This window comes from Flavobacterium endophyticum (assembly GCF_003634455.1).
GTDB lineage: Bacteria > Bacteroidota > Bacteroidia > Flavobacteriales > Flavobacteriaceae > Flavobacterium > Flavobacterium endophyticum.
The window spans coordinates 709153-731003 of sequence record NZ_RBLC01000001.1 but is presented as its reverse complement, the minus strand read 5'-3'; the positions used below and the strand labels follow the sequence as shown (position 1 = coordinate 731003).

12 protein-coding genes and 4 tRNA genes are annotated in these 21851 nt (G+C 38.8%); all 16 read left to right on the top strand.

Going from position 1 to position 21851, the window contains the following annotated elements; all coding sequences use genetic code 11:
* Nucleotides 1–4: 4 nt before the first annotated feature.
* Nucleotides 5–307, top strand: coding sequence for a ribosome hibernation-promoting factor, HPF/YfiA family (gene hpf / locus CLV94_RS03545; RefSeq protein WP_121375062.1), 303 nt, complete (start codon nucleotides 5–7; stop codon nucleotides 305–307).
* 91 nt (nucleotides 308–398) lie between these two features.
* Nucleotides 399–472 (top strand) — tRNA-Thr (locus tag CLV94_RS03540).
* Between the two features lie 34 nt (nucleotides 473–506).
* Nucleotides 507–587: transfer RNA gene (locus tag CLV94_RS03535), tRNA-Tyr, on the top strand.
* 82 nt (nucleotides 588–669) lie between these two features.
* A tRNA-Thr gene (locus tag CLV94_RS03530) sits at nucleotides 670–741 on the top strand.
* Between the two features lie 54 nt (nucleotides 742–795).
* On the top strand, nucleotides 796–1989 hold the full coding sequence (gene tuf / locus CLV94_RS03525; protein WP_121375061.1) for an elongation factor Tu: 1194 nt from the start codon (nucleotides 796–798) through the stop codon (nucleotides 1987–1989).
* A gap of 59 nt (nucleotides 1990–2048) precedes the next feature.
* Nucleotides 2049–2119 (top strand) — tRNA-Trp (locus tag CLV94_RS03520).
* Between the two features lie 15 nt (nucleotides 2120–2134).
* Nucleotides 2135–2332 (top strand): preprotein translocase subunit SecE, encoded by a 198-nt coding sequence (secE, locus tag CLV94_RS03515; protein ID WP_056069298.1) that lies wholly within the window; start codon nucleotides 2135–2137, stop codon nucleotides 2330–2332.
* 8 nt (nucleotides 2333–2340) lie between these two features.
* Nucleotides 2341–2892, top strand: a complete 552-nt coding sequence (nusG, locus tag CLV94_RS03510; protein ID WP_121375060.1) for a transcription termination/antitermination protein NusG — start codon at nucleotides 2341–2343, stop codon at nucleotides 2890–2892.
* Between the two features lie 69 nt (nucleotides 2893–2961).
* Nucleotides 2962–3402, top strand: coding sequence for a 50S ribosomal protein L11 (gene rplK / locus CLV94_RS03505; protein ID WP_056069304.1), 441 nt, complete (start codon nucleotides 2962–2964; stop codon nucleotides 3400–3402).
* Nucleotides 3403–3410: 8 nt separating this feature from the next.
* Nucleotides 3411–4100 carry a 50S ribosomal protein L1 gene (gene rplA / locus CLV94_RS03500; RefSeq protein ID WP_121375059.1) on the top strand — a complete coding sequence of 230 codons (690 nt, stop codon included), beginning with the start codon at nucleotides 3411–3413 and terminating at the stop codon, nucleotides 4098–4100.
* 22 nt (nucleotides 4101–4122) lie between these two features.
* Nucleotides 4123–4626, top strand: coding sequence for a 50S ribosomal protein L10 (gene rplJ, locus CLV94_RS03495; protein ID WP_121375058.1), 504 nt, complete (start codon nucleotides 4123–4125; stop codon nucleotides 4624–4626).
* Nucleotides 4627–4679: 53 nt separating this feature from the next.
* A complete protein-coding gene (gene rplL / locus CLV94_RS03490; protein WP_121375057.1) occupies nucleotides 4680–5051 on the top strand; it encodes a 50S ribosomal protein L7/L12 in 372 nt (123 codons plus the stop codon).
* Between the two features lie 256 nt (nucleotides 5052–5307).
* The gene (gene rpoB, locus CLV94_RS03485) at nucleotides 5308–9120 is read left to right on the top strand and encodes a DNA-directed RNA polymerase subunit beta (protein ID WP_121375056.1); all 3813 of its coding nucleotides are present in this window, start codon (nucleotides 5308–5310) and stop codon (nucleotides 9118–9120) included.
* A gap of 96 nt (nucleotides 9121–9216) precedes the next feature.
* Nucleotides 9217–13518, top strand: a complete 4302-nt coding sequence (gene rpoC, locus CLV94_RS03480; protein ID WP_121375055.1) for a DNA-directed RNA polymerase subunit beta' — start codon at nucleotides 9217–9219, stop codon at nucleotides 13516–13518.
* Nucleotides 13519–13521: 3 nt separating this feature from the next.
* Nucleotides 13522–13833, top strand: a complete 312-nt coding sequence (locus CLV94_RS03475) for a DUF3467 domain-containing protein (RefSeq protein WP_121375054.1) — start codon at nucleotides 13522–13524, stop codon at nucleotides 13831–13833.
* Nucleotides 13834–14785: 952 nt separating this feature from the next.
* Nucleotides 14786–21730, top strand: coding sequence for an Ig-like domain-containing protein (locus CLV94_RS03470; protein WP_170148735.1), 6945 nt, complete (start codon nucleotides 14786–14788; stop codon nucleotides 21728–21730).
* The last annotated feature ends 121 nt before the right edge of the window (nucleotides 21731–21851 follow it).

Here is a 21851-nt window from a genome sequence, read left to right as displayed (position 1 = left end):
TATTATGAAGGTAAACGTTCATGCAGTTAACTTTAATGTTGACGGAAAACTTGTAGGATTCATTCAAGACAGAATGGATAAGTTGGAAAAGTACTATGACAGAGTGGTTTCGTCAGACGTTTTTTTGAAGGTAGAAAAGACGAGCGATAAGGAAAATAAGATAGTAGAGGTGAAAATTCATGTTCCTGGAGATGAGTTTATTGTTAAAAAGCAGTGTAAAACATTTGAGGAAGGTGTTGAGCTTTCGTCAGAAGCCTTAGAGAGAGTGTTGCTGAAACGAAAAGAAAAGATAAGAACACATATATAATATAATTTTTTTTCAAAAATATTTTGATTAAGAAACAAAAAGATATACATTTGCAGTCCGTTAGAAATAGCGGACTTTTTTTATTGAGTTTGCCGGTGTAGCTCAGTTGGCTAGAGCAGCTGATTTGTAATCAGCAGGTCGTGGGTTCGAGTCCCTCTATCGGCTCAGTTCTTTATTAGATTGACAATAAAATGGTTAAGGGGAGATACTCAAGCGGCCAACGAGGGCAGACTGTAAATCTGCTGTGAAAACTTCGCAGGTTCGAATCCTGCTCTCCCCACAAAAAAAGATTTGTGAATTAAGATTTTTGATTTATCTAAGTCTTAAATCTGAAATCATAAATCCTTTAATCAGGATTCCCTGCCGGTGTAGCTCAGGGGTAGAGTGCTTCCTTGGTAAGGAAGAGGTCACGGGTTCAAATCCCGTCATTGGCTCAAGTAAGAAAGAATTTGAACACTAATATATAACTAAGATTAAAATTAAGTAAAATGGCAAAGGAGAATTTTAACCGTTCCAAACCGCACTTAAATATAGGTACAATTGGACACGTGGATCACGGAAAAACTACATTGACTGCTGCAATTACTAAAGTAATGGCAGAAGCAGGTTTTTCTAAAACAGCTGCAAAATCTTTCGATCAGATTGATAATGCTCCAGAAGAAAAAGAAAGAGGTATTACAATTAATACATCTCACGTTGAGTACGAAACAGCTAACCGTCACTATGCTCACGTTGACTGTCCAGGTCACGCGGATTACGTGAAAAACATGGTTACTGGTGCTGCTCAAATGGACGGTGCTATCTTGGTTGTAGCTGCTACAGACGGACCAATGCCACAAACTCGTGAGCACATCCTTTTAGGTCGCCAGGTAGGTATTCCTAGAATCGTTGTATTCATGAACAAAGTGGATATGGTTGATGATGCTGAGTTGTTAGAGCTTGTTGAAATGGAAATCAGAGACTTGTTGTCTTTCTATGAATATGATGGAGATAACGGTCCAGTTATCCAAGGTTCTGCTTTGGGTGGATTGAACGGAGATGCTACATGGGTTCCTAAAATTATGGAATTGATGGAAGCTGTTGACAACTGGATCGAAGAGCCAGTTCGTGACGTTGCTAAACCATTCTTGATGCCAGTTGAGGACGTATTTACAATTACAGGTCGTGGAACTGTTGCTACAGGTCGTATCGAAACTGGAGTTGCTAATACAGGAGATGCTGTTGAAATCATCGGTATGGGAGCTGACAAATTGACTTCTACAATTACAGGAGTTGAAATGTTCCGTAAAATCCTTGACAGAGGTGAAGCTGGAGATAACGTAGGTTTGTTGTTAAGAGGTATTGATAAAGCTGATATCAAAAGAGGTATGGTTATTATTAAGCCAGGTTCGGTAAAACCACACGCTAAATTCAAAGCAGAGGTTTATATCTTGAAAAAAGAAGAAGGTGGTCGTCACACGCCATTCCACAATAACTACCGTCCACAGTTCTACGTACGTACAACTGACGTAACAGGAGTTATCTCTTTGCCAGCAGGTGTAGAGATGGTAATGCCAGGTGATAACTTAACTATCGATGTGGCTTTGTTAAGCCCAATCGCTATGAACGTAGGTCTTCGTTTCGCTATCCGTGAAGGTGGTAGAACGGTTGGAGCTGGTCAGGTGACTGAAATCGTAGAATAATTAGAATACTATATTTAAAGAACCAGCAGCGCCTATCGGATGCTGCTGGTTTTTAATAAACGGGCGTAGTTCAAGGGTAGAATAGCGGTCTCCAAAACCGTTGATGGGGGTTCGAATCCCTCCGCCCGTGCAAAAATAAATTACAATGACAAAAGTTGTTAATTACATAACCGAAGCTTTCGGTGAATTAAAAAATAATGTTACTTGGCCAGAATGGGCAGAAGTACAGCGCTTGACAATTGTAGTTGCTGTTTTCTCTGTAATATTCGCCTTGGCAACATGGGGAGTAGACGTTGTTTTCGCAAAAGCATTAGCTGGTTTCTTTAATTTGATAAAAGGTTAATTTTTGAGATGGCGGATAATAATGTGAAAAAATGGTATGTGGTCAGAGCGGTAAGCGGACAAGAAAATAAAGTCAAAGCTTATATCGAAACTGAGATCAACAGATTGGGAATGGCGGATTATATTTCTCAAGTACTTGTGCCTACTGAAAAAGTAGTGCAAGTAAGAGATGGGAAAAAAATCAGCAAAGACAAAGTCTATTTTCCTGGTTATGTAATGATTGAGGCTAATCTTGTTGGCGAAATACCTCATATTATTAAGTCTATAACTAGCGTTATCGGTTTTCTAGGTGAAGTAAAAGGAGGAGATCCTGTGCCTTTAAGACAGTCGGAAGTAAATAGAATGTTAGGAAAAGTAGATGAGCTTGCTGTGAAAACAGACAATCATTCTATTCCTTTCACTATTGGCGAGACAATTAAGGTGGTTGATGGGCCTTTCAATGGTTTCAATGGAACTGTTGAGAAAATCAATGAAGAAAAGCGTAAGCTTGAAGTAATGGTGAAAATTTTCGGAAGAAAAACACCATTAGAGTTAAGCTTTATGCAAGTTGAAAAAGTATAATTTTTTGTTACACACATAATAGAACCGCATCTATCGCTTCCAATGAAGATGCGTTAAATTTTTTAAACAATGGCTAAAGAGATTAGTAAAGTAGTTAAACTACAAGTTAAGGGAGGTGCTGCGAACCCGTCGCCACCGGTTGGACCTGCTCTGGGTGCTGCTGGTGTTAATATCATGGAGTTCTGTAAGCAGTTCAATGCTAGAACACAAGATAAACCTGGCAAAGTGTTACCAGTACAAATTACTGTATACAAAGATAAGTCTTTCGACTTCGTTGTAAAAACACCACCTGCTGCTATTCAACTATTAGAAGCTGCAAAATTGAAATCTGGTTCTGGAGAGCCTAATCGTAAAAAAGTAGCTAAAGTTACTATGGATCAGATTAGAGCTATCGCTGAAGACAAGATGGCTGATTTGAATGCATTCACAATTGAGTCTGCTATGAGCATGATTGCTGGAACAGCTAGATCTATGGGTATAACTGTAACTGGAGACGCTCCTTCTAATTAAGAAAAGACATGGCAAAATTGACAAAAAAACAAAAAGAGGCTGCATCTAAAATTGAAAAAAACAAGCTATATTCTTTGAAAGATGCTTCTGCATTAATCAAGACTGTTGCTTCTGCAAAATTTGATGAGTCTGTTGATATCGCTGTTAAATTGGGTGTAGATCCAAGAAAAGCAAATCAAATGGTAAGAGGTGTAGTAACATTGCCTCACGGAACTGGTAAAGACGTTAGAGTTTTAGCATTGGTTACTCCAGATAAGGAAGCTGAAGCTAAAGCAGCTGGTGCTGACCACGTTGGATTGGATGACTATTTACAAAAAATCAAAGATGGTTGGACAGATGTTGATGTTATCATCACTATGCCAGCTGTTATGGGTAAATTAGGTCCATTAGGAAGAATCTTAGGGCCAAGAGGTCTTATGCCAAACCCTAAAACAGGAACAGTTACTATGGATGTTGCGAAAGCAGTTCAAGAAGTAAAAGCTGGTAAAATCGACTTTAAAGTTGATAAGACTGGTATCGTTCATGCAGGAATCGGAAGAGTTTCATTTGGAGCTGATATGATTACCGAAAATGCGCATGAAATTATTCAAACATTAATCAAAATGAAACCAACTGCAGCGAAAGGTACTTATATTAAAAGTATCCACATCTCATCAACAATGAGCCCTGCTATAGCTTTAGATCCTAAAGCTGTATAATTGGTAGTTAAAAATTTTTAGTATGACTAGAGAAGAAAAATCAATCGCGATTGAAGATTTAACTGCACAGTTAGCTGGTACAAATATTGTTTATGTAGCAGATATTTCTGGACTAAATGCAGAAACTACTTCAAGCTTAAGAAGAGCTTGCTTCAAAGCTGGTATCAAATTAGAAGTTGTTAAGAACACGTTGCTTACAAAAGCAATGGAAGCTTCTGAAAACAACTACGGTGAACTACCAGAAGTTTTGAAAGGAAACACTTCTATATTCATTGCAGACGTGGCGAACGCTCCTGCAAAAATTATCAAAGAATTCCGTAAAAAATCTGATAAACCAGTTTTTAAAGGGGCTTATATCAACAGTGAAATCTACATTGGTGATAACCTTTTAGATTCTCTTGCTTCACTTAAATCTAAGGAAGAAGTTATCGGAGAAATCATCGGATTACTTCAGTCTCCGGCTCAAAGAGTTATTTCTGCTCTTAAGAACCAATTCGCAAACGAAGAAGAAGGAGCTGAATCTTAATCAGTACGCACAAATAAATTATATTTTACAAAATCATTTAAACGATAGAAAAAATGGCAGATTTGAAACAATTCGCAGAACAATTAGTTAACTTAACTGTAAAAGAAGTTAACGATTTAGCAACAATATTAAAAGACGAGTATGGTATCGAACCAGCTGCAGCTGCTGTTGTAGTTTCTGGTGGTGGTGATGCTGGTGCAGCTGCTGAAGAGCAAACAGAATTCACTGTAGTATTGAAAGATGCTGGTGCTTCTAAATTAGCTGTAGTTAAAGCTGTAAAAGAACTTACAGGTTTAGGTCTTAAAGAAGCAAAAGACTTAGTTGACGGAGCTCCTGCAAACGTTAAAGAAGGTGTTTCTAAAGACGAAGCAGAAGGTCTTAAAAAATCTTTAGAAGAAGCTGGAGCTGTAGTTGAACTTAAATAAGTTTACTCGGTTTTAAGAACTAGGTTTAGGTCTTGAGTTGATGCTCAATGGCCTAAACCATTTTTCGTATAATAAAATTATATCCGGTTTTATTAGTCATTGAGTTGAATACGAAAAGCTTTTAATCCGTACGAAGAAAGAAATAAACTCCAACTTGGTTTATTTTTAAAGATGTACAGATTATAAAAGAAAGTAAGGATTACTTAGTGTTTACACACAAAAAATCACTTTTTTTTAATCAAAATTTTGTCCATTGATGATAACAAATCAGACTGAAAGATTGAATTTTGCCTCAACAAAAAATATTCCTGACTACCCAGATTTCTTGGACATTCAGGTTAAATCTTTTAAGGATTTTTTCCAATTGGAAACCAAATCTGACGAAAGAGGCAACGAAGGACTTTATAACACCTTCATGGAAAATTTTCCAATCACAGATACAAGAAATCAATTTGTGTTGGAATTCCTAGATTACTTTGTTGATCCACCACGTTATACAATTCAAGAATGTATAGAAAGAGGACTTACATATAGTGTTCCCTTAAAAGCTAGGCTAAAATTATACTGTACAGATCCAGAGCACGAAGATTTTGAAACGATTGTTCAAGATGTTTATCTTGGTACAATTCCTTATATGACGCCAAGTGGTACATTTGTTATCAATGGTGCTGAACGTGTTGTTGTTTCGCAATTGCACAGATCACCAGGTGTTTTCTTTGGACAATCATTCCACGCAAATGGAACCAAATTATATTCTGCCAGAGTAATTCCTTTCAAAGGTTCTTGGATAGAATTTGCTACCGATATCAACAGCGTAATGTATGCGTATATCGATAGAAAGAAAAAATTACCAGTTACAACTCTATTTAGAGCAATTGGTTTTGAAAGAGATAAAGATATTCTTGAAATTTTTGACCTTGCAGAAGAAATCAAAGTTTCAAAAACAGGTCTTAAAAAATACGTAGGCAGAAGATTGGCTGCGCGTGTTTTGAATACGTGGCACGAAGATTTCGTGGACGAGGATACTGGTGAGGTAGTTTCTATCGAGCGTAACGAGATCATCCTTGACCGTGATACAATTATCGATAAAGATAACGTAGAAGAAATCATTGATGCGAACGTAAAAACTATTTTGTTGCATAAAGAAGATGCAAATCAAGGTGATTATGCTATCATTCACAATACGCTTCAAAAAGACCCGACGAACTCTGAAAAAGAAGCCGTTGAGCATATCTACCGTCAGTTGCGTAATGCAGAACCGCCTGATGAAGAAACCGCTCGTGGTATTATCGATAAATTGTTCTTCTCTGACCAACGTTACAACTTAGGTGAAGTAGGTCGTTACAGAATGAACAAAAAACTTGGTTTGGATATCCCAATGGAAAAGCAAGTCTTGACCAAAGAAGATATCATTACTATCGTTAAATACTTAATCGAATTGATCAACTCTAAAGCAGAGATTGATGATATCGATCACTTGTCAAACCGTCGTGTTAGAACAGTTGGTGAACAACTTTCTGCTCAATTCGGTGTTGGTTTGGCTCGTATGGCAAGAACCATTCGCGAGAGAATGAACGTTAGAGATAACGAGGTGTTTACACCAATTGACTTGATTAATGCTAAAACATTATCGTCAGTTATCAACTCTTTCTTTGGAACGAACCAGTTATCTCAATTCATGGACCAAACGAATCCATTAGCTGAGATCACGCACAAAAGAAGATTGTCTGCCCTTGGACCTGGAGGTCTTTCGAGAGAAAGAGCTGGTTTCGAGGTACGTGACGTTCACTATACGCACTACGGACGTTTATGTCCGATTGAAACACCAGAGGGACCAAACATTGGTTTGATTTCATCTCTTGGAGTGTATGCTAAAGTAAACGGAATGGGATTCATCGAGACACCTTACCGTAAAGTAACTAACGGAAAAGTGGATTTAGAATCCACGCCAGTTTACTTAAGTGCTGAAGAAGAAGAAGGCAAGATGATTGCCCAAGCAAATATCGAAATGGACAATAACGGACAAATTACTGCTGATAAAGTAATTGCCCGTGAAGAAGGTGACTTCCCAGTTGTTGACCCAACTGTTGTTCATTATACTGACGTTGCTCCAAACCAGATCGCTTCGATTTCGGCATCTTTGATTCCTTTCTTGGAACATGATGATGCGAACCGTGCGTTGATGGGATCGAACATGATGCGTCAGGCGGTACCTTTGTTAAGACCTGAAGCTCCAATCGTTGGAACAGGTCTTGAAAGACAAGTAGCGTCTGATTCTAGAGTATTGATCAATGCTGAAGGTCCTGGAGTTGTTGAATATGTTGATGCTAATATCATTACTATTAAATATGACAGATCTGAAGAAGAAAGAATGGTAAGTTTTGACTCTGATGATAAGACTTATAATTTGATCAAATTCAGAAAAACTAACCAGAGTACGTCTATCAACCTGAAGCCTATCGTTAGAAAAGGTGACAGAGTGGTAAAAGGACAAGTACTTTCAGAAGGTTATGCAACTCAAAACGGAGAGCTTGCTTTAGGTAGAAACCTTAAAGTAGCGTTCATGCCTTGGAAAGGGTACAACTTCGAGGATGCAATCGTAATCTCTGAAAAAGTGGTTCGTGATGACATTTTTACGTCTATCCACGTTGATGACTATTCATTAGAGGTTAGAGATACTAAATTAGGTAACGAAGAATTAACGAATGATATTCCGAACGTTTCTGAAGAAGCTACCAAAGATTTAGATGAAAATGGTATGATCAGAATTGGAGCCGAAGTAAAACCTGGCGACATCTTGATCGGGAAAATCACTCCAAAAGGAGAATCAGATCCTACTCCTGAAGAAAAATTGTTAAGAGCAATCTTCGGTGATAAAGCAGGTGACGTGAAAGATGCTTCATTGAAAGCTTCTCCTTCATTGCATGGTGTGGTTTTAGATAAAAAATTATTCGCGAGAGCGGTAAAAGATAAACGCAAGAGAGGCAAAGACAAAGATGATTTGGCTGCGCTTGAAATGGAGTTCGAAACCAAATTTGTAGAATTAAAAGACAAATTGGTTGACAAGCTTTTCAACATCGTAAACGGAAAAACTTCGCAAGGAGTTATGAATGATTTGGGTGAAGAAGTGTTGCCAAAAGGTAAAAAATACACTCAAAAAATGCTAAATGCTGTTGAAGACTTCGCTCACTTAAGCAAAGGTCAGTGGGTTGCAGATGATGAAACCAATAAAATGGTGAACGATCTAATCCACAACTACAAAATTAAGCTGAACGATTTACAAGGTGCTTTGCGTAGAGAAAAATTCACGATTACTGTTGGAGATGAACTTCCAGCTGGAATCTTGAAACTAGCGAAAGTATATATCGCTAAGAAACGTAAGTTGAAAGTAGGAGATAAGATGGCAGGACGTCACGGTAACAAAGGTATTGTTGCTAGAATCGTTCGTCACGAAGATATGCCTTTCTTAGAAGACGGAACACCTGTTGATATCGTGTTGAATCCGCTTGGGGTACCTTCACGTATGAACATCGGTCAGATTTATGAAACGGTTCTTGGATGGGCTGGACAAAACTTGGGTAGAAAATTCGCTACGCCAATCTTTGACGGTGCTTCGCTTGACCAAATTAATGAATTGACTGACGAAGCTGGAATTCCAAGATTCGGACATACTTATCTTTATGATGGAGGAACTGGAGAGCGTTTCCACCAGCCTGCAACCGTTGGAGTTATCTATATGTTAAAACTAGGACATATGGTTGACGATAAGATGCACGCACGTTCTATCGGACCATACTCATTGATTACGCAACAGCCACTTGGAGGTAAAGCTCAATTTGGAGGTCAGCGTTTCGGAGAGATGGAGGTTTGGGCTCTTGAAGCTTATGGTGCATCAAGCACGCTTAGAGAAATTTTGACTGTTAAATCAGATGACGTTATCGGTAGAGCGAAAACTTACGAAGCAATCGTTAAGGGTGAAACTATGCCAGAACCAGGATTACCAGAATCGTTCAACGTATTGATGCACGAATTGAAAGGTCTTGGATTAGACATCAGATTAGAGGAATAGTTTTTTAGTCCTAAAGTTTAAGGTTGTATAGCCTTAAACTTTAGGCTTTAAACAAATAAAAGGTTTTCAATTATCACAATATCAATAGTAAAGACTATGATGAACAGAAATAAAGATAAAAACCAAGTGAAAAGGTTTGACAAAATTTCGATAGGATTAGCTTCTCCAGAATCTATCTTGGCCGAGTCAAGAGGTGAGGTTTTGAAGCCAGAAACTATCAACTATAGAACACACAAACCAGAGCGTGATGGTCTTTTCTGCGAGCGAATTTTCGGTCCGGTTAAAGATTTCGAATGTGCTTGTGGTAAATATAAAAGAATTCGCTACAAAGGTATCGTTTGTGACCGTTGTGGTGTGGAAGTTACAGAAAAGAAAGTACGTAGAGACAGAGTAGGTCACATCAACCTTGTTGTGCCAATCGCTCATATCTGGTACTTCCGTTCACTTCCAAACAAAATTGGTTATATCCTTGGGCTTCCGTCTAAAAAATTAGATATGATCATCTACTACGAAAGATACGTAGTAATCCAGGCAGGTATTGCTAAAAATCCTGACGGAGAATCATTGCAAAGGCTAGACTTTTTGACAGAAGAAGAGTACCTAAATATTTTAGATACGCTTCCAATGGAAAATCAATATCTTGATGATAGCGATCCAAATAAATTCATCGCCAAAATGGGTGCTGAATGTATCATGGACTTGTTGGCAAGAATCGATTTGGATGAATTGTCATACGAATTGCGTCACTCTGCAAACAACGAAACGTCTAAACAACGTAAGACTGAAGCCCTAAAAAGACTTCAAGTTGTGGAGTCATTCCGTGAGTCTAACGAAAACCGCGAAAATCGTCCAGAATGGATGATTATGAAAGTGGTTCCAGTTATCCCGCCAGAATTGCGTCCATTGGTGCCGCTTGATGGTGGTCGTTTCGCTACATCCGATTTGAATGATTTGTACAGAAGAGTAATCATCCGTAACAATCGTTTGAAAAGATTGATGGAAATCAAAGCTCCAGAAGTAATCTTGAGAAACGAAAAACGTATGTTGCAGGAATCTGTTGACTCGTTATTCGATAATACAAGAAAAGCATCTGCAGTAAAAACAGAATCAAACAGACCATTAAAATCGCTTTCTGATTCGTTAAAAGGTAAGCAAGGACGTTTCCGTCAAAACCTTTTGGGTAAACGTGTGGATTATTCTGCTCGTTCGGTAATCGTCGTTGGACCTGAATTGAAATTGTTCGAATGTGGTTTGCCAAAAGATATGGCGGCTGAACTTTACAAACCTTTCGTGATCCGTAAATTGATCGAAAGAGGAATTGTAAAGACAGTGAAGTCTGCTAAAAAAATCATTGACAAAAAAGAGCCTGTAGTTTGGGATATCCTTGAAAACGTAATCAAAGGACATCCAGTATTGCTTAACCGTGCTCCTACGTTGCACAGATTGGGTATCCAAGCGTTCCAGCCAAAATTGATCGAAGGAAAAGCGATTCAGCTTCACCCATTGGTTTGTACGGCGTTCAACGCGGATTTCGATGGTGACCAGATGGCGGTTCACTTGCCATTAGGACCAGAAGCTATTTTGGAAGCTCAATTATTAATGTTGGCTTCTCACAATATCTTGAATCCTGCAAACGGTGCTCCAATCACGGTACCTTCTCAAGACATGGTTTTGGGTCTGTACTACATGACCAAAGAGCGCTTGTCAACTCCTGAGCACAAAATTTTAGGAGAAGGTTTGACTTTTTATTCTGCTGAAGAGGTAAATATCGCCTTGAACGAAGGAAGATTGGAATTGAACGCAAGAGTAAGAATCAGAGCTAAAGATTTCAATGAAAATGGAGAATTGGTTTATAAAATCATCCAAACAACTGCAGGACGTGTACTTTTCAACGAAGTAGTGCCAGAAGCAGCTGGATTTATCAACCAGGTATTGACTAAAAAATCGTTAAGAGATATTATCGGTGGAATTTTGAGCGTGACTGATGTTCCTACAACAGCTGCCTTCCTTGATAATATGAAAGATATGGGTTACCGATTCGCCTTCCGTGGTGGTCTGTCATTCAGTTTAGGAGATATCAAGATTCCAGAACAAAAACAATCATTGATTGATGATGCCAACGAACAAGTAGATGGTATCTCAATGAACTATAACATGGGTCTTATCACCAATAACGAGCGTTACAACCAAGTTATTGACGTGTGGACTTCAACCAATGCTTTGCTTACAGAATTAGCGATGAAAAACATTAGAGAAGACCAGCAAGGTTTCAACTCTGTGTATATGATGCTTGACTCTGGAGCAAGGGGTTCTAAAGAACAGATTCGTCAGCTGACAGGTATGCGTGGTTTGATGGCTAAGCCTAAAAAATCAACTGCCGGCGGTGGTGAAATTATCGAGAACCCGATCTTGTCGAACTTTAAAGAAGGTCTTTCGATCCTTGAGTATTTTATCTCTACTCACGGTGCTCGTAAAGGTCTTGCGGATACGGCTTTGAAAACGGCCGATGCGGGTTACTTGACAAGAAGATTGCACGACGTTTCTCAAGACGTTATCGTAAACACAGTTGATTGCGGTACATTGAGAGGTGTTGAAGTAGGAGCATTGAAAAAGAACGAAGAAATCGTAGAAACTCTAGGTGAAAGAATCTTAGGACGTGTGGCATTACAAGACGTAATCAACCCACTTACTAGCGAAGTTTTAATTTCAGCTGGAGAGCAGATTACAGAAGCTATCGTTAAATTGATCGACGAATCTCCAATCGAAAAAGTGGAAGTTCGTTCACCATTGACTTGCGAGGCTACTAAAGGTATCTGTGCTAAATGTTACGGAAGAAACCTAGCAACTGGAAAAATGACTCAAAAAGGAGAAGCTGTCGGTGTAATTGCTGCACAGTCAATCGGTGAGCCAGGAACACAGTTGACACTTCGTACATTCCACGTCGGTGGGGTTGCGGGAGGACTTTCTGAAGAATCAAGCATCACTACGAAATTCAGTGGTCGTCTTGAAATCGAAGATCTTAAAACTGTAAAAGGTGAAGATCTTGAAGGAAACACCACAGATATCGTAATTTCTCGTTCTACAGAATTGAAATTAGTTGACGTTAAAACAGGAATTATCCTTAATACACATAACATTCCTTACGGTTCTAGTATCTTCGTTAAAGACGGAGATGTAGTTGAAAAAGGAACGACTATCTGTAAATGGGATCCATATAACGGTGTAATTATCTCTGAATTTACGGGTAAGGTAGCTTACGAAGATTTAGAACAAGGACAATCGTTCCAAGTTGAAATCGATGAGCAGACTGGTTTCCAAGAAAAAGTAATTTCTGAGGGAAGAAACAAAAAATTAATCCCGACTTTATTGATTTATGGTAAAGATGGCGAATTGATCCGTTCTTACAACTTGCCAGTGGGTGCCCACTTGATGGTTGAAAATGGTGAGAAGATTAAAGCAGGTAAAGTTTTGGTAAAAATACCACGTCGTTCTTCAAAAGCAGGAGATATCACGGGAGGTCTTCCAAGAATTACAGAGTTGTTAGAAGCTCGTAATCCTTCGAACCCAGCTGTTGTTTCTGAAATTGATGGTGTTGTTTCTTTTGGTAAGATCAAAAGAGGTAACCGTGAGATTGTTATCGAATCTAAATTTGGTGAAATCAAGAAATATCTTGTGAAACTTTCAAGCCAGATTCTTGTACAAGAAAATGACTTCGTAAGAGCAGGTGTTCCATTGTCTGACGGTGCTATCACTCCAGATGATATCTTGAGAATCCAAGGACCATCAGCTGTTCAGCAATATTTGGTTAATGAAATTCAAGAAGTTTACCGTCTGCAAGGGGTAAAAATCAACGACAAGCACTTCGAAGTTGTAATCCGCCAGATGATGCGTAAAGTTAAAGTTGAAGATCCAGGAGATACGCTATTCTTAGAAGATCAATTGATCCATACCAAAGACTTTATCGTTGAAAATGATAAGCTTTACGGAATGAAAGTAGTTGAAGATGCTGGTGATTCTGAAAACTTGAAACCAGGTCAGATTATTTCTCCTCGCCAATTGCGTGATGAAAACTCACTATTGAAGCGTACGGATAAAAATCAAGTTGTAGCAAGAGACGTTATCACGGCTACTGCAACTCCGGTATTACAAGGTATCACTAGAGCTTCGTTGCAGACTAAATCATTCATCTCTGCGGCATCGTTCCAGGAAACAACTAAAGTATTGAACGAAGCTGCTGTTGCTGGAAAAGTAGACTTACTTGAAGGATTGAAAGAAAATGTTATCGTTGGTCACAGAATTCCTGCTGGTACAGGTATGAGAGACTATGATAACGTGATTGTAGGTTCTAAAGAAGAATACAATGAGCTAATGGCCGCAAAAGAAGAATATAATTATTAAGATATGAGCGATTCAAAACAACCACAAGGTCAGATTAATATTGAATTGGATGAAAAAACAGCCGAAGGAATTTATTCTAATTTGGCAATCATCAACCATTCAGCATCAGAATTTGTATTAGATTTCGTAAGCATAATGCCAGGAATTCCAAAGGCAAAAGTGAAATCTAGAATCGTTTTGACGCCGCAGCACGCCAAAAGACTACTAAAGGCGATAGGAGAAAACATTCACCGTTTTGAAAGCGCCCATGGCGAAATAAAAGACACCGAACAGCCTCCGATTCCTTTGAATTTTGGTCCGGCTGGGCAAGCATAGATAAAAAAAGCCTCCTAATTTTAGGAGGCTTTTTTATTTCCATTCCATTATGTTCCATTAACTACCTTAAACGTTTTTTATTGAACTTCATCGGATTTATTTTTTTATAGACAGGGTTTTGCCTAAGTTTATCTAAGAATTAAAATTTCATAACAAATACTGTTGATACTGCCACATGTCAATGTGTTATTCCTAAGACTAGCGTTAATGTATTTAATTATTTGTAATGAAAATTTTGTATAGAGAATCGCAAGTTGCAAACCGAGAAAATGGTTCGGCAATATCAAACAATACTATTATTAGGTTTTTTGTCTTTATGGTCTTGTTTATATTGAGTAGTGCTGGTCTTTTCGGATAACTGCTTAAATAATTATAAAGGTTTTTAGTTAAGTAAAAAAACACTCTTCTTCCTATTTGTGCCAAATTAGAGATGGAGAGTTTTTTTGTGCCTAGATTTTCCCATTGAATACGGGAATCAGTAAAATCACTAGAATCTGTTTAAAAGTTATGGATTTGTTTATGCAATTTAGAATAAATTATTGTTACTAAAAGTGTTTAAAAAAGGATGTTTCGTGGCTAATTGCAGGTGATTTTTCCTTTGTTCATAAGTTTTTTATCAAAACTATAATTTTGTGTTAAATTTTATATTAATTTTCCGTGTTGATTGAATCGCATTTTTTTATATAAATATTAAAGGATGTCTGAATGAATCATTTGATTTGTTTCGACACTTATTATTGTAAATTAATGCCTTTAGTTAACAAAACGTTCTTACCTTATTTTTAATCAATTTACTTAAACTATGATGAATTATTACAATCCTTCGGGTCTTAGACAACCGTCTAGGCTCAAAAAAGAGATTGCGAATTCGGCTGCCCCTCGGCCTGATTCTATTTCTCGCTTAGCTAGGCCCTCGTGGATTAGCTTGTTTTTTATAGTCATGCTAATGGCTATGAATCATTCAGTTTGGGCCCAGTCTTCGGCAAATTATACTTTTGCCACGAATACGACTGGATCACTAGCCCTTGATATGAATGGTACGGCCATTGATATGAGTACAGGTACTACACAATTAGTAGGCCCTGGCCTTGATGCAGCTGCATCTGCTGTCACTAACATCGGATTCGATTTCCACTTTATGGGTACAAGATTTACGCAATTTTCTGTACAGGAAGATGGTATCTTGCAGTTAGGCGCTACAGCAGCTCCAACTAATACTTATACAATAAGTGGAGGTTCAGCTACATCTCCAAGGCTATCAGCTTTGAATGCTGATTTCAGAACAGGTTCGACTACAGGAAAAATCCACTACAAAGTCGTAGGAACTGCGCCAAACCGTGTGTTGGTTGTAGAATTTTTTAATATGCAGCTTTTCTATACGAGTGCGGCAATGGCAGGAACTTCTACTTGGCAAATGCGTCTTTATGAAAAAGGAAACATAGAATATGCTTATGGAACTGTTTCTGCTGTTGACATTGGAAATGGCGCAGCAAATAGATCTCCTTCTGTTGGTTTCTATACAGGATCGGCTTCAGGAGCTTTTGCTTCAATTCTATATGCAGGTAATACAGTTTCAGTAAATACACCTTATGCTGCCAATCCAGCTGTTGCTGCTTTGGGAGCTATTGCTAATTTAAGTTCTTCTGCCGATGGAAGCAGAAGAGTATACCAATTGATACCTCCTGGAAACCCAGGTAATGCATTGGCTACGGTTATCCCTCCGCCAACATTTCTATCGTTTTCAAGTGTTGCAGGAGGTAGTATGACATTAAATTGGGCAGAATCTTCTCCAAACATAGATGTGTTAAAATACATTATTTTGAGATCTTCAGACGGTGGCGCTACTTATACGCTAGCAGGTAGTGTAAATGTAGGAACTACTACATATAATGCTACAGGTTTAACGCCAAGTACTTCTTATTCATGGCGTGTATATGCTATTAGTGAAGGAGGTTTAAGTACTAATTTAGATGGTGTTCAGGCAACAAATCCTCCTGGGACTTATACTTCAGTCGCAACAGGAAACTGGAATTCTCCAACAACTTGGGATGCAGGAAGTGTTCCAAATTCTTTTGATAATGCAGTAATATCTGCAGGGAATACAGTTACAATCGATGCGACTGGTTTGTCTATAAATAATCTTTCTGTTCAAGGAACTTTAGCCTATGCGACCACACCTACAAATTTCACGGTTAACAATAACTTGACTGTAGCGAATGGTGGAATCATTAATGCCTTTAATGGAACAACAGGTAAAACGCTTACGGTTGCAGGAAATATCCAAAACAATGGTATACTTGATTTTTCTGTAGGTACTACAACTGCAGCAACACTGACATTGACTGGAACAGCTGTACAAACAGTAAGTGGTTCGGGAACGTTTAATACAGGTGTAATCCGAAACTTAACCTTCAGCAATACGAATACGGCTACTCCAAATATTAATTGGCTTATTAATGATGTTAAAATAGCTAATAACTTAAACCTTACTGGAGCAAGAGTCAATTTAGGAACAAATAAAATGACTTTTGGTGCTGGTGCTGCAGGTGGTACTCTTACGGCTCCTGTAGGTACTGGTTTCTTGTCAGGAGGTAAATTCTCTAGATGGTGGACGGCAGCTGCAACAGGAACGTCAGTTACAGCTGGAACAGATCCAACAAATGCAACGAGCAGATATCCGTTTATTAATGCTGCTGGCGCAAACAGAGCAATGTATATTACAAGAACCAATGCTACAGGCGGTGTCGCTGGTGAGTTAGCGGTTGTGTATAACGATGCTGCTGGAGTTACTTCTGGATTGTCTGTGGCTGATGGTGCTTATACAGTAAATGAAAGATATGATGGAAATTGGGTAGTTTCAAATGAAGGAACTCCTATCGCTTCAAGTTCATATACAGTTGTTCTATTGGCACAAAACGCATTCTCAGGATTATCGAATGGAAATGCAAGAGTTATGTTTGCTAATGCTGCAATCGGAGGAGCACACCAAAATGGTACGACAACTCCTGGTGCGCAAAGAATAACGGTATCCCAAACAGATTTGCTTTCAGGCCCTTTATATGTAGGAGTTTCATCTTCTGATATTCCATTTATTTCTGTTGGTAACGGAAACTGGACTACTCCGGCCACATGGAATAAAAATGCAGTGCCTGGTGCAACAGATACGGTTACTATCGCTAATGCTACTAACGTAACTTTAGATGGTACTAATACTATCACAAGCTTAACTGTAGCAACAGGAGGTACTTTGACAGCTGCAACTGGAGCTCTTAATTTTACTTCACTTACAAACAGTGGTACAGTAAACATCTCTGGTGCTAACTTGAGTGCTTCTGGTACAGTTACAAATAATAGCATATTAAATGTTACTGGTGGTAGCTTAAATGTTACAGGTGCAAGTACTACAGGTATTACAAACGCAGCAGCTGGTACAATTACTGTTGGCGGTGGTGTAATCAACTTATCTACTGCGGGAGCAAACAACCGTACTTTCGCAAACAACGGAATCATGACGGTTACGTCTGGAACAGTGAATGTTTTTGGTAATATGGCTCATAATGGCGGTTCTACTTTTAATCAAAGTGGTGGTAACATCAATATAGATGGAAATGACGCTGGTAATGCGGCAAGCTCTGTTGCTTCAGGAACACACTTAATGAATATTACTGCAACAGCAGTGTCTAACTTGAGCTTGACAGGCGGTACAATTACTATTGTCGATCCTCCTCAAAGTTCAAGTACTTCAACTTATGCTTTGAGAGTTTCTCAAGGTGGAGCATTCAACTCGGCAGGTGTTAACCATACAATTAAATTTGGAGATGGGGTATCTAACGATAGCAGTACAACGGGAAGTAACGGATTTTACGTTTATCTTTTCCCAGGAAGCTTCCTTTATGGTTTAGGAAATGTTGTTGTGGATGCAGGAACTATTGGTACTAATAGATTTGTAAGAACAACTTCTACTGTGCCAATCAAAAATAACTTGAACATTATATCAGGAGAATACCAATTGGGTAGTACAACGCATTTAGGAGGTAACCTTACTAATAATGGAATATTAACTGCTGGAAGTACATTAAACATTAATGACTATAATGGTGCTGCAGTTGCATCTACAAACCCTCAGACTATTTCTGGTGCTGGTGTTTTTAGAAATCTTGCGACTAGCCCAACAGCTAATTTGACATCGTTAACGGTTAACAACACTAATGCAACTGGATTAACTTTAGATGTTCCTTTATCACTTAGCGGAACATTAACTCTTACAAGTGGAAAAGTTAATACGACCAATGTTAATTTATTGACAATGGGTACAGCTACGGCTTCTGGAACTATTTCTGGAGGAAGTGCTACAGCTTATGTAAACGGACCACTTGCAAGAACAATCATAAGCGGAAATTCTAATACGACGTACCAATATTTCCCTGTAGGAAAAGCAGCTTATGCACCAGTTTGGTTAGCTCCTACTACTACAGCGGTTTCAAATTTTAAAGCAGAGGCTTTTGACTCAAATTCAGGTACTGCAGATGTAAGCTTGATTAACTTGTCTGCGACAAGAAGATGGGAAATTCCTTTAATGTCAGGTACAATTACTGATATGAATGTAAGAGTAGGAGATGCTTCAATTGTAAGCACTAGTATTCCGGTTCAAGGACTTACTCCTGCTGGTGTTTATTCAAATGCTTTTGGAAGTGTGGCTACTTATGTTGCAGGAACTCCTAATACGACGCAGTCTAATACACCAATATCGGCAGCAAATTTCACAGGATATGTATCTTTTGCTGATTCGAATTCTTGTAGCGGTACTCCAAACCCAGGAAACACAATAGCTTCTAGTACTTCAATTTGTGCAGGCGCTTCAGTAGCATTAAGCTTGCAAAATGCAGTTTCTGGTTCTGGTGTTTCTTACCAATGGAAAAGTTCTACAAACGGAACAACGTATAATGATATTTCAGGAGCTACTGGACCTACGCTAACTGTAGTGCCAACTGTTTCTACCTACTACCAATGTGTGGTTACTTGTTCAGCTGGACCAGCTACAGGAACTTCAGCTCCAGTACATATTGTTTTTGCTAATGAAGTTGCTACAAACACACCAAACACACGTTGTGGTGTTGGAACGGTTCAGTTAGCGGCTACGCCAAGTGCAGGTGCTACTATCAATTGGTATGCTGCAGCAACTGGAGGTCTTCCAGTTGGAACAGGAAATACTTTTACAACTCCTTCGATTTCTGCAACGACTACTTATTATGCTGCTGCTGAAGTTTCTACTCCTCCAGTAACATCTGCTTTAGGTGCAGGAGCAACAACTTCATCGACTGTAGCCCAAACATTCTTCCCAGGAAGCTGGGGTGGAACTAAGACTCAATATATTATCAGAGCATCTGAGCTTACTGCTGCAGGATTTAATGGTACAACTAATTTGAGTAGCTTAGGATTTGAGCCTACAAATTCGGGTCAATCATATCAAGGTTTTACAGTACATCTTGCGCATACGACAGCTACAACAGCTCCTACAACTACTTTTATTAGTGATGGACTGACTCAAGTGTATGCAGGAACTGGAACTAATGGTGGTATTACGCCTGTGGCTAATACTGTTAATACGTTAGCTTTTGGAACAGGCGCAGGCTCATCGTCAGTATTCAACTGGGATGGTACTTCAAATGTTGTTGTTTCTATCTCTTGGAGCAGTGTTCCAAGTGCTACGACGGCTACAAGTACTTCTATGAAGGTTGACAATGTAGGATTCGTGGCTTCGGCTTACAGACAAAGAGATAGTGCTACTCCAGCAGCTATGTTAGCTGAAACTAGTGTAAATACTACTGACAGTTTCAGACCGAGATTTACAATCAACGGACAATCTATCTGTTCTTCTCCAAGAGTTCCTGTAGTTGCTACTGTAACTACAGCACCGGCCTTTACATTGAGTGGAAATCCAGCTTCTGTTTGTGGAGGAGCTTCAACTGCAGCGGTAACTATTACTGCGGGTGCTGCAGATTATGATACTTATGTATGGACACCATCTACAGGTATTTCTGGAAATGCTGTTACAGGTTGGACATTTAATCCAGCGACAACGACTACTTATACTCTTGCTGCAACTAATACTGTGTCTGGCTGTGCTGCAACTGCGACTGTTGCTGTTACAATTAATACAACTCCGCCAGCAATTACAGTTGTGCCAGATTTGCCAACAATCTGTCAAGGAAGTATTCAAGAGTTGACTGTGTCAGGAAATACTGTTACACGACCTATTGTGTCGGGAGCAGGAACAGATACATCAGGTACTAATGCTACTGGAGCAACTCTAGGGCCAAATCCATTACAAGCTTATTACGGAGGTACAAAACAACAGTGGATTTATACTGCTGCTGAGCTGACGGCTTTAGGCTTTGAAGCAAACGCACAAATTAGTGCTATAAAACTAAACTTAGTTACTGCAAATCCAGCCAATGTACTTAATAATGTTGTTGTGAAAATGAAAAACTCACCTACAGCAAGTTTTGCTACAACAACTTCATGGGAGTCAGGTATGGTAATTGTTAAAGCAGCAGCTTCTCATACTCCATCTGTTGGTGTAAATAACTTTGTGTTAGATACTCCTTTTGCATGGAATGGTACTGATAATTTAATCATTGAGATGAATTATAGTAATAATAATGGTGGTAGTACGGTAGGTTATAACACAGCTAAGCATAGTCCTACAACTTTCGTAAGTACAATTTATTACAGAGTAGATACCCAAACTGCAGCAACTGTTGATGCTTATGTTGGTGCTGCAAGCTATACTTATAGTGCTAGAACTGACGTTACCTTTGACGTATTGCCTAAAGTAACTTGGAGTTCAACAGGTTCAGGAGATTTATTTTCAGATGCAGCGGGTACAATTCCTTATGTTTCAGGAAATGGTGCGGCGAAAGTTTATGCTAAGCCAGTAGGTAACACGACTTATTCGGCTACTGTTGCAATTGGAACTTGCTCGTCAACAGACAGTACTTTGATTACTGTTACGCCTAGCACGACTCCTAACTTTGCTGAAATTGGAACAATTTGCCAAGGATCTACAGCTCCAACTCTAGCAACGACTTCTCCAAATGGAGTTACAGGAACTTGGGCACCAGCTGTAGTAAGCAATAGTGCAAATGGTACATACGTATTTACGCCTGCAACAGGTCAATGTGCAACAACTCAAACATTGAATGTTGTCGTTACTCCTGCTACAGTTCCTAATTTCGCTGAAATAGGATCTATTTGCCAAGGATCTACAGCTCCAACCCTTGCGACAACTTCTCCAAATGGAGTTACAGGAACTTGGGCGCCAGCTGTAGTAAGCAATACTGCAAATGGTACGTATGTGTTTACACCAACTACAGGTCAATGTGCAACAACTCAAACATTAAATGTAACCGTAACAACAACTCCAGCTCCGACCGGTACTTCTCCTCAAGATTTCCCTGCAGGAGCAACGTTGGCTAGCTTTACAGTTAATGGTACTGGAATCATTTGGTATACTGCAAGTTCATTAGGTACAGTGTTGCCAGCTTCGACTCCAATCGTTGCCGGAACTACATACTATGCTTCTCAAACTGTTGGTGGTTGCGAGAGTGTGCTAAGATTGCCTGTACAAGCAGGTACGATGCTTAAAGTTGATGGATTTGATAATGCTAACTTTAAGTATTATCCAAACCCTGTCAACAATATTTTGACTGTGTCTTATACTGAGGCTATCACAGGTCTTAAATTGTATAACATGGTTGGACAGCAGCTTATCACAAAATCTGTAAATTCAAATGAAACTCAAATTGATATGTCTCATTTGCCAGCTGGATCTTACCTATTAGAAGTATCTGTAGGTAGTAAATCTAAAATGGTTAAATTGATAAAAAATCAATAATTAGCTTTATAGATAGTATTAAAAGCCTCCTTCGGGAGGCTTTTTTATTTAGAAAAGGTTATGAAAAGTAAAAATATCAGAGTTAAGGGAAGAATTTTATTGTTAAAAAAAAGCGTTATAA

Excerpts from the sequence above, each read along its gene's own strand:
- hpf (WP_121375062.1), top strand. The coding sequence starts at position 5 with ATGAAGGTAAACGTTCATGCAGTTAACTTTAATGTTGACGGAAAACTT.
- rplA (WP_121375059.1), top strand. The coding sequence starts at position 3,411 with ATGGCAAAATTGACAAAAAAACAAAAAGAGGCTGCATCTAAAATTGAA.
- rplK (WP_056069304.1), top strand. The coding sequence starts at position 2,962 with ATGGCTAAAGAGATTAGTAAAGTAGTTAAACTACAAGTTAAGGGAGGT.
- rplL (WP_121375057.1), top strand. The coding sequence starts at position 4,680 with ATGGCAGATTTGAAACAATTCGCAGAACAATTAGTTAACTTAACTGTA.
- rplJ (WP_121375058.1), top strand. The coding sequence starts at position 4,123 with ATGACTAGAGAAGAAAAATCAATCGCGATTGAAGATTTAACTGCACAG.
- CLV94_RS03475 (WP_121375054.1), top strand. The coding sequence starts at position 13,522 with ATGAGCGATTCAAAACAACCACAAGGTCAGATTAATATTGAATTGGAT.
- rpoC (WP_121375055.1), top strand. The coding sequence starts at position 9,217 with ATGATGAACAGAAATAAAGATAAAAACCAAGTGAAAAGGTTTGACAAA.
- rpoB (WP_121375056.1), top strand. The coding sequence starts at position 5,308 with ATGATAACAAATCAGACTGAAAGATTGAATTTTGCCTCAACAAAAAAT.
- secE (WP_056069298.1), top strand. The coding sequence starts at position 2,135 with ATGACAAAAGTTGTTAATTACATAACCGAAGCTTTCGGTGAATTAAAA.
- CLV94_RS03470 (WP_170148735.1), top strand. The coding sequence starts at position 14,786 with ATGAATCATTCAGTTTGGGCCCAGTCTTCGGCAAATTATACTTTTGCC.
- nusG (WP_121375060.1), top strand. The coding sequence starts at position 2,341 with ATGGCGGATAATAATGTGAAAAAATGGTATGTGGTCAGAGCGGTAAGC.
- tuf (WP_121375061.1), top strand. The coding sequence starts at position 796 with ATGGCAAAGGAGAATTTTAACCGTTCCAAACCGCACTTAAATATAGGT.